10 protein-coding genes and 1 tRNA gene are annotated in these 9,243 nt (G+C 42.2%); 9 read left to right on the forward strand and 2 right to left on the reverse strand.

Going from position 1 to position 9,243, the window contains the following annotated elements:
• Nucleotides 1–119: 119 nt before the first annotated feature.
• The gene (gene psbX, locus A4S05_RS33280) at nt 120–239 is read right to left on the reverse strand and encodes a photosystem II reaction center X protein (protein WP_012412183.1); all 120 of its coding nucleotides are present in this window, start codon (nt 237–239) and stop codon (nt 120–122) included.
• A 215-nt stretch (nt 240–454) separates the two neighbouring features.
• On the opposite strand from psbX, the gene A4S05_RS42290 reads away from it, so the two are divergent.
• Entirely contained in the window at nt 455–628 is a 174-nt protein-coding gene (locus A4S05_RS42290; RefSeq protein WP_218108001.1) for a hypothetical protein, read from the forward strand.
• Between the two features lie 39 nt (nt 629–667).
• Nucleotides 668–961: a YggT family protein gene (locus tag A4S05_RS33290; protein ID WP_069074044.1), complete on the forward strand. Its 294-nt coding sequence runs from the start codon at nt 668–670 to the stop codon at nt 959–961.
• Between the two features lie 78 nt (nt 962–1,039).
• On the opposite strand, the gene accC is transcribed toward A4S05_RS33290, so the two are convergent.
• Nucleotides 1,040–2,383 (reverse strand): acetyl-CoA carboxylase biotin carboxylase subunit, encoded by a 1,344-nt coding sequence (gene accC, locus A4S05_RS33295; RefSeq protein ID WP_069074045.1) that lies wholly within the window; start codon nt 2,381–2,383, stop codon nt 1,040–1,042.
• Nucleotides 2,384–2,772: 389 nt separating this feature from the next.
• Here accC and A4S05_RS33300 point away from each other — a divergent pair.
• From A4S05_RS33300 to A4S05_RS33335, 7 genes are all read left to right on the forward strand, one after another.
• Nucleotides 2,773–2,853 (forward strand) — tRNA-Leu (locus tag A4S05_RS33300).
• Nucleotides 2,854–3,284: 431 nt separating this feature from the next.
• Entirely contained in the window at nt 3,285–3,914 is a 630-nt protein-coding gene (locus tag A4S05_RS33305; RefSeq protein WP_069074046.1) for a chorismate lyase, read from the forward strand.
• A gap of 439 nt (nt 3,915–4,353) precedes the next feature.
• Entirely contained in the window at nt 4,354–6,099 is a 1,746-nt protein-coding gene (locus A4S05_RS33315) for a DUF3352 domain-containing protein (protein WP_069074048.1), read from the forward strand.
• Nucleotides 6,100–6,341: 242 nt separating this feature from the next.
• The gene (ccsB, locus tag A4S05_RS33320; protein WP_069074049.1) at nt 6,342–7,403 is read left to right on the forward strand and encodes a c-type cytochrome biogenesis protein CcsB; all 1,062 of its coding nucleotides are present in this window, start codon (nt 6,342–6,344) and stop codon (nt 7,401–7,403) included.
• 222 nt (nt 7,404–7,625) lie between these two features.
• Nucleotides 7,626–7,934 carry a KGK domain-containing protein gene (locus tag A4S05_RS33325; RefSeq protein ID WP_069074050.1) on the forward strand — a complete coding sequence of 103 codons (309 nt, stop codon included), beginning with the start codon at nt 7,626–7,628 and terminating at the stop codon, nt 7,932–7,934.
• Between the two features lie 236 nt (nt 7,935–8,170).
• Nucleotides 8,171–8,449: a DUF2281 domain-containing protein gene (locus A4S05_RS33330; protein ID WP_069074051.1), complete on the forward strand. Its 279-nt coding sequence runs from the start codon at nt 8,171–8,173 to the stop codon at nt 8,447–8,449.
• The gene (locus A4S05_RS33335; RefSeq protein ID WP_069074052.1) at nt 8,446–8,868 is read left to right on the forward strand and encodes a type II toxin-antitoxin system VapC family toxin; all 423 of its coding nucleotides are present in this window, start codon (nt 8,446–8,448) and stop codon (nt 8,866–8,868) included. Before A4S05_RS33330 ends, A4S05_RS33335 begins: the two co-directional genes overlap by 4 nt.
• The last annotated feature ends 375 nt before the right edge of the window (nt 8,869–9,243 follow it).

The raw sequence follows: 9,243 nt of genomic DNA on the forward strand, positions 1-9,243 counted from the left end.
AACACCTATGTCTATCATCTACAATTACGGCCAATCGCAGAAAATCCTGCTTTTGGTGCAATAAATGTAGATAGCTGACAGACAATCGATTGTGAGAGTTGAATTAACTCTCATAAGCATTATGAACGCTGAATTTTATCTTTTTGGCTAATGAAAATTAGACCAACTGTAACGGGTATCACAACAATTGCAGTACCCCATAGCAGGCTCCAAAGAAAATTTGCTAAAGAAGGCGTCATACTTCTCAACCTTTTTTTACACACTTCATCCTAATTTTAATAGTGTATTACTTTCTTGAGAAGCCTCTGGGCGTTAACTGCCAAACTTAATAACCCTTTTGCTAGTCATCGGTTTAACTGCGTGAGCGTGTTTCCTTTTGTATTCCAGAAGGAAGTGACAGCATTTGGTTAAAATAATGATGAGAGTGCTTTACAAAGCTTCAAATTTTTTAGCGATGTCTACAACGGGCTATTCGGCGTCGCAAAGCGTACTGAGCCAGTACAATTCTCCCCCTTTGGGAGAAGCTAGCGCCTTCGCGGAGCGTCTAGTAGAGAAGGGGGTTTTCCCCATAGAGAGACTTGGCGTTAGCGATGCAGGAGCGTCACCCGAATGGCTTGCCGTTGCCTAAATTGTTTCTTTCTTTACAGACAGATAGTAGCTTAAAACGATGACTGGTGTTGACCTGACTGCTTGGATTCTTGGCCCTGTGTTAGGGGTGATGACATTTTTATTTATATTCCGGATCATTCTCACTTGGTATCCGCAAGTGGATCTGAATCGTTTGCCCTTTAATTTGATAGCTTGGCCGACTGAACCATTTTTAATCCCGTTGCGAAAGCTAGTGCAACCTATAGGCGGGGTAGACATTACACCTATTATTTGGGTTGGGATTTTCAGCCTACTGCGAGAAATTCTGCTAGGTCAACAAGGATTGTTGACTATGCTATCTCGTGTAAATTAGGGTACAGGTTACAGGGTAAAGGTTACAGGTTATAACCCTGTCCCCTGTAACCTATAACCTTTTTCCTTCCCTACTCTCCTAACCGTTCATTTCCTGCACAAAATTTGTATAGACATTACCCTGCAAAAACTGTGGAGTTTCCATAATTTTTTGATGAAACCCGATGGTAGTAGGAAGTCCAGTAATGGCACATTCCCGAAGTGCGCGTTTCATGCGGTTAATAGCAGTGGGTCGATCTGGTGCCCAAACAATTAATTTGCCGATCAAGGAATCGTAGTAGGGCGGGATTTGGTAATCTGTGTAAACGTGGGAATCAATCCGAACACCAGGCCCTCCGGGGGGGAGATAGCCGCTGATTCTTCCAGGAGATGGGCGAAAATCATGATCTGGATCTTCAGCGTTGATCCGGCATTCGATCGCATGACCTCGTAATACTACTTGTTCTTGGGTAAGCTTGAGTCTTTCCCCTTGGGCAATGCGGATTTGTTCGGCAACTAAGTCTATCCCAGTAATCATCTCTGTTACAGGGTGTTCTACTTGAATCCGGGTGTTCATTTCCATAAAGTAGAATTTACCCGATCTATCCAAAAGAAACTCAATAGTACCCGCTCCACTGTAGTTAATGAATTGGGCAGCTTTGACAGCAGCTTGTCCCATTTTCTCGCGCAGGTCTTGGTCGAGAGCCGGACTTGGTGCTTCTTCTAGTAGCTTTTGATTCCGGCGTTGAATAGAGCAATCACGTTCACCCAAGTGGATAACATTGCCGTAGTTATCCGCCAAAATTTGAAATTCGATGTGCCGGGGACGTTCAATAAATTTTTCGATATAAACGCCGGAATTCCCAAAAGCTGCTCCTGCTTCCCCTTGAGCCGCCAAGAAAAGTTTGACAAATTCATCTTCAGAACGAACTAGGCGCATACCCCGTCCGCCGCCACCTGCTGTAGCTTTGATCATTACTGGATAGCCAATATCTTTGGCAAATCCTAATCCTTCTTGCTCGGATTCTACCAACCCCTCACTACCTGGTACTGTCGGGACTCCAGCTTTTTGCATGGTTTCTTTGGCAGTGGATTTATCCCCCATCAGCTTGATAGCTTCTGGAGTCGGACCGATAAAAGCAATATGATGGTCGGCACAGATTTCCGCAAACCGGGCATTTTCTGCCAAAAAACCATAGCCTGGATGAATAGCAGTAGCATTGCGCGTCAGTGCAGCAGCAATAATATTCGGAATATTCAAATAACTTTTACTGCTAGCAGGTTCGCCAATGCAAACTGCTTCATCAGCAAGTTGGACGTGGAGAGCATTACGGTCAACGGTGGAGTGAACCGCAACTGTTGCAATCCCCATTTCTTCACAGGCGCGGAGAATGCGAAGGGCGATTTCTCCCCGATTGGCAATTAATATTTTGTCAAACTTCATTTTTTAGTTTCGATATCATTACCAGTAGATTGACATTTTCTCTGATCCAACTTGAAACAACGCTTCCGCATTATTTCAAATTATGACAGGAGATTCGCCACCCTGATTCTAAGCAAACTTGAGATTGCAGGCTTGCTGGCTCTACAGGTCTTACTACACTAACAACATTGCTGCTGTAAGTCTTGGCTAGCCTAGTAAGCTGGGCTTTTGCGTAGGCATACCCCGCCGAACACAGCAGCTCTACCCCCTTTAATATCACTTGTGCAGCTGCTAGATTTCTGTCAGTCTGATACCGCCTTGAGAAAATTTATATTTTTGAGCAACTGAATTTAGATATCACCTTACTATAATTATTTTCTTATGCTATAGTCTATCTTTAGAGAAACCATGCGGATGTGGCGGAATTGGTATACGCGCACGCTTGAGGTGCGTGTGGCTTTGCCTTGCGAGTTCGAGTCTCGCCATCCGCATTTTCGCTTGTTTAATTATAGGGTCGATAGTCAAGGGTCAAAAAACCTTAGACTATTGACCCTTAAATATTTCTCTTATTTCTAATACTTCCTCAACGAAAATCGGCGGGAATCCCATACCTTTGAGGGGTGGGAGGGATAGCCGCCCGCCTCCAAAGTCATTAGTCATTGGTGCTAATTACTAATGACCAATGACTAATGACTCGAAATCCCCCGGCTTCAAGCCGGGGGATGAGTTAAGGCAACTTTACTGTGTAAATGAGTTTGTAGTAGTGACTTTAATACTTGTATAAAGCACTGAAGTGCTTGCTACGTAATAGAATTTGACAAAACGAAAAAATCTTTCCCTATTCCCCAGCAAGCAAATTTGCCTTGTCAAATTACTAGTTTTTTATGCTTTTATAGAAATAAGTGAAGTTTTGTAAAAAGCATTGACTATTACTTTTACGCCGACAAACAACCTAGCACTACCGCCAGCTTGGCATCGCCTCACTCCGATTTGGCAAGGAGGGGAGGAGATAATTCAACAAAGTTTACCTCACACTCAACTAGCGCCTGCTTGGCAGCTAATGCTTTTGGGTGATGGCTCCCCAACACGTCACTTGGAATTGCTCACAGGTGAGCCTGTAGAAGTAGATGTTATTGATATGTCATTGATTGGCATGGACTTGGATGCTGCTCCTGAGTTAATCCAAGCTGTCCCAGGGCCGCGATTACGGCGACAAGTATGGCTACGTACTGCTTCTGGTCAGCGATTAGCGTATGCTACCTCGTGGTGGGAAGCTAGTCATGTAGATGAGTATTTACAAAACCGCTCATTACCAATTTGGGCAAGTTTAGCTCGTCTTCGCACAGAGTTATATCGGGATGTTCGAGGAATTTATTATGGTGACTCATCAGCGCTACAGTCAGGTTTTGATGTAACTGGGCCTTTTTGGGGTCGCCACTATTTGTTTTGGCATCATGGACAGCCATTAACATTAATTTATGAAGTTTTTTCGCCTTATTTAACCAAATATTTGGGGCCTATGCAATTGAGTACTATTAATACTGAGGCATAGGATTAATTTCAACAACATATCTAAATTTGTAAGATTGGTAGTCGATACAAAATCTTGCATACTGAATTTAGCTTGGTTAGATAAAGTTAATACCACAGGTGGAAGCTCAGTAAATAGAAGGTAATGTGGCTTGCTGATGACTTGCAGCAATGCCCAAGCTAGTTATATCCTCGAAGTGCTTAAAATGACGGATGTGAACTTTCCGAGACTTTCTGATAGAAGCAACTGTCTCAAGGAAGTTTCCTGCGAAATTCAACAAAGCGTGTTAAAAAAGGTAACTAACTGCGAAAATGCTGCTTTTGAAACATTCGAGAAGGTTGATTACGCAGTTTAAAATAGAAAAATTTATGCAGTTAACTGCCCTAAATAAGGAGAAGCTTTTTGGTTGACTTAACCAATCAAGCAAGTAATGAGTTTGCAATATGAGGTATAGGTTTCAATGGCACTGCCTGTTGTGTCTGTTCCAATGAAAAAAAATAAGAAACCGTCTTTGGTGCTGACGCTTTCGGCTGCTGGGTTATTGATTGGTGCGGGAAGTGCAGCATACTGGTTTACCCAAAGACAACCATCTTCCAGGAATTTGCTAGTAGGTGCAAATATTATTCCTGGTGATGCTCTGTTTGCGGTTTCTCTGACAACAGATCCCCAACAGTGGCAGAAATTGCGGGAGTTTGGGACAAAAGACACCCAAGTAGAATTGGACAAAAATTTAGTTCAGTTACGCGATCGCTTTCTGACTAATAATGGTTACGATTTCCAAAAAGATATTGCTCCTTGGGTAGGCAATGACATTGCGATCGCAATTCTTGCCCCAGCAGCGGGGAATAAACCTGCACCCAAACCAGTTACCACCAATGAAAATGCTGCTATTGAGCAGCAGTCGATGGTAATGGTATTGCCAGTGAAAAACCCAGAAATCGCCAAAAGCATTTTGGCACAACCCAAAACCCTTAAACAAGGTAAATGGATTGACCGTACTTATCAAGGGTTTGCCATTAAACAAAGTGAGGGACAATCAGGGCAAAACTTCTCGGCTGCATTACTAGATGGGCGTTTTTTAGTGATAACTGATAGTCCCAAAGCCACAGAAAGAGCTATCGACGCCTACAAAAATAAAACATCCCTAGCCACAACAGGGGGATTTGCTGAGAATTTTCCGAAAATCGCCAACTACCAACCCTTTGCCCAGTTTTACGTAAATGTGCCAGCCGCAGCCAAAATAGCCGCTGCTTCTCCAAACCGTCCTTTACCTGCTCAAGTTTTGGCTCAACTGCAAAATAACCAAGGTTTAGCGGGGACAATGATCTTAGAGCCAGAAGGAATCCGCTTAAAGGGCGTTTCTTGGTTAAACCCTAATAGTCAACGACTGCTGGCGGTGGAAAACAAAGCTGGGAAAATGCAAAGCCGCGTACCAGCAGAAACTTTAATGATGCTTTCGGGGGGCAATTTACAGCGGTTGTGGGGAAACTACATTTTAACGTCTCAGAGAAATCCCCTTTCACCGATCGCACCAGAACAGATTAGAGGTGGGATAAAATCGCTTACCGATCTCGATTTAGATAAGGATTTGCTCAGTTGGATGAAAGGCGAGTTTTCCTTATCACTGATTCCTACTACTCCAAAACAAGGTTCACCAGATGATTTTCGTGTGGGTTTGCTGTTCATGGTACAGACAAATAATCGCAAATCGGCTGAAACATCCATCACTCAGCTGGATGAAGTGATGAAAAATCAATACCAGTTCCAAGTGCAACCTGGGAAAGTCGGAGGTCAATCCGTTGTTAATTGGGTATCACCTTATGGTACGTTAACGGCCACCCACGGCTGGTTAGATGAAGATATCGCTTTCTTAGTAGTGGGCGCTCCCATCACTGATAAAATCGTTCCCAAACCCAACAACACACTAGCTAGCACAATCCCCTTCCAAGAAACAGTTCCTACAGAACCCAATCCGACAAATGGTCAATTTTTCCTGGATGTGGAACGAACTGTGAAAAATTTCCCTTTACCAACTCTAATTCCCAATCAACAAACTTTGCTAGCTGCAACGCGCTCAATTGGGATGACATCTGCTGTCAGCGACAGTCGCAGTAACCGCTACGACATTTTTATCGCGCTCAAAAAAGTTAGTAACACCACTACATTGCCTACTCCAGAAAGCAGTAAGAGTAACTCTGTTAAATAGGGTACTGGGGATTGGGTACTAGGGAAGAAATTCTTTTAAGATTGGTTGGGATCTAAATCCACATACTTATCTTTTCTAATCCCCAGTCCCTAGTCCCCAGTCCCTAGTCCCCAGTCCCTAATCCCCAGTCCCTAGTCCCCAATTCCCAATTTCCCATTTCCCCTGTCTCATTACCCTCTAAACATATAGGATCAGAACAGTCAGAAATCCATATTTTAAATTATCCACGGAGAGAACACTTTATGAATCTGGTTGTACTCCAGAACTGGCTGGACAATGCGTCTTTTGCCATATTATTCCTAACAATGCTCGTGTATTGGGGAGGAGCGGCTTTTCCAAATCTGCCTTATCTAGCCGCTTTGGGGACAGCTGGAATGGCGATCGCAAATTTGAGTATTGCGACTCTATTAGGGGCACGATGGATCGAAGCTGGTTACTTTCCCCTAAGTAATCTCTATGAATCCCTGTTTTTCTTAACTTGGGGAATTACCGCCGTCCATCTAATTGCTGAAAATAGTAGCCGTAGCCGCTTAGTAGGGGTTGCAACAGCTCCGGTGGCAATGGCTATTACTGCTTTTGCTACTATGACACTACCATCGCAGATGCAAGCGTCAGAACCCCTAGTACCTGCCTTGAAGTCAAATTGGCTGATGATGCACGTCAGCGTCATGATGTTGAGTTATTCTGCTTTGATGGTGGGTTCATTATTAGCGATCGCTTTCTTAATTGTCACTCGCGGTCAAAATATCCAACTACAAGGCAGTTCCGTTGGTGCTGGTGGTTATCGTAGTAACGGCTACCGCTTGCACAAAGCGTCTGAAGTAATTTCTCAATCACCAGCCCCCGCTGTCGAAAATAACGGCTTTGCCCGTTTTGAAACTAGTAGCAATGGCAACGGTAACGGTAACACTGCTGTTTTGAATTTAGTGACTACCCCTGAATCTCAAGCCGTAGCATCTGCTGAACCTCTTTCACCCCAGCGCCTTAGCCTTGCCGAAACCCTCGACAACATCAGCTATCGCATCATCGGACTAGGATTTCCCCTGCTGACAATTGGCATCATTGCCGGTGGCGTTTGGGCTAACGAAGCCTGGGGTTCCTACTGGAGTTGGGACCCGAAAGAAACTTGGGCATTAATCACCTGGTTAGTATTCGCCGCCTACCTTCACGCCAGAATTACTCGCGGTTGGCAAGGGCGTCGTCCCGCAATTTTAGCCTCCGCCGGCTTGCTTGTGGTTTGGGTTTGCTATCTCGGTGTAAATCTTTTGGGTAAAGGTTTGCATTCTTACGGTTGGTTTTTCTAAGAACCGTTTAAATAAAACTACCCCACCCGCGCTGCCGCGCACCCTCCCCTTGATAAGGGGAGGGTTGGGGAGGGGTAACGCGAGAATTATAGGCTAATTTACCGGATATCAAATTATTACTAAATTTTTATTTAACCAGTAGTAAATCTATAAAATCATCATTTTATTTCGGATGAACTGTTATATCTCTGGAAAATATAGATTTATTGACAGGAGATTTTTATGGAAGATGGATTTGAGAGACTAAATCACGATGAAGTTGTGTCTATAGAACCAAACACTTTTAATAAGTTAAATATTGCCAAAACTTTTAAAGTCCGTGATTTGATTACAGCAATTAAGGAATATATTGGAGCAGAAGAAACAGATGAAGTAAATTTGTATACCCAAGGATTGAATTGTGAAGTTTTGCAATTTAGTAATTTGGGATGGAAAAAAGGAAAAGTGAGACTTGCTTTAGAATTTTGTCCTGATGAATCTGAGTCACCACTTGATGAAATTTTTCAAAAACTCAAACAAGTGGAAAATTAATATCAAATGAGCAAAAGAACCCTGACTTCTTAAAGAAGTCGGGGTTCTGGACACCGCGACACATTGAGATTTGTTGTAAAGTCCAAACATTTAAATATTTTCATCGTTAGTGATCGCTCGGCATAGATCCTGATTTAATCTAAAATGGAGTTCAAATATTCATCCACGAAGATCAAAGCCTCATTACAGCAATTTTCTTATAATCTAATTATATCTCATCTAGCAGAGGTAAAACTATGACTATTGAACAAACAGTTCTACAAACATTCCGAGAATTACCACCAGATAAACAGCAAGAAGTTTTAGATTTTATTCAATTTCTCAAATATAAATTATCAGTTAAAAAACCATTTTCCATATCTGAACATCAAAAAACTTCAAGAGACAGTAAAGACGTTACTGATTTTTGGTCAGCTTTACAAGACTTTAGACAAAGGGTTGATTTAGAAAGTATTGATGATGACACTTTTGAAAATCTCCGGGATAAGTCACCAGGAAGAGAAGTTAATTTATGAGTCTAAATTATTTACTAGATACTAATATTTTGTCGGAGGCTAAACGACCTCATCCCAACGAGAAAGTAATGGAAAAGCTAAGATTATATAGACAAGAAACAGCCACAGCTATCCTAGTTATCCATGAAATGTTATATGGTTGTTTCCGTCTTCCTATTTCTAAAAAACGTCAAGATATAGAGGATTATATCAACAACGTAATTTTAGCAGAAATCCCTTCATTTGATTACGATCTAAAATCTGCACAATATCATGCTCAGGAAAGAGCTAGATTATCAAAAATTGGTAAAAATCCTGGATTTATTGATGGGCAAATTGCGAGTATTGCAGTTACAAAGAACTTGATTTTAGTAACGAATAATGTAGCAGATTTTCAAGATTTTGATGGTATAAACATAGAAAATTGGTTCATTAATTAAGATACCGCATTGTTTATTCAATTTGTTATGCGTATTGCTTTGGTTTGGACATCACCAATGCGTTCAGTTATTTCCAAAGACTGATTGTAGAGTGCGTAAGCGTAGCCCGTCGTAGACATCGCTCGGCATAGATCCTGATTTAATCTAAAATTGCCTAATCACGAAGACGCAATAAATTCCCTAATCACAAAGACGCGATAAATCGCCGTCTCTACAAAGGAATGATTATTGTAGAGACGGCGATTTATCGCGTCTCTTGCCTTAACCGAACAGTATTGCGAGGTTCACGAATGAAGCTCCGAGGTTCATTAATGGAGTTCAAAGACTCATCCACGAGTATCAAAGACTCATTCACGAGTATAAAAGACTCGTCCA

It is taken from the genome of Nostoc sp. KVJ20 (assembly GCF_001712795.1).
GTDB lineage: Bacteria > Cyanobacteriota > Cyanobacteriia > Cyanobacteriales > Nostocaceae > Nostoc.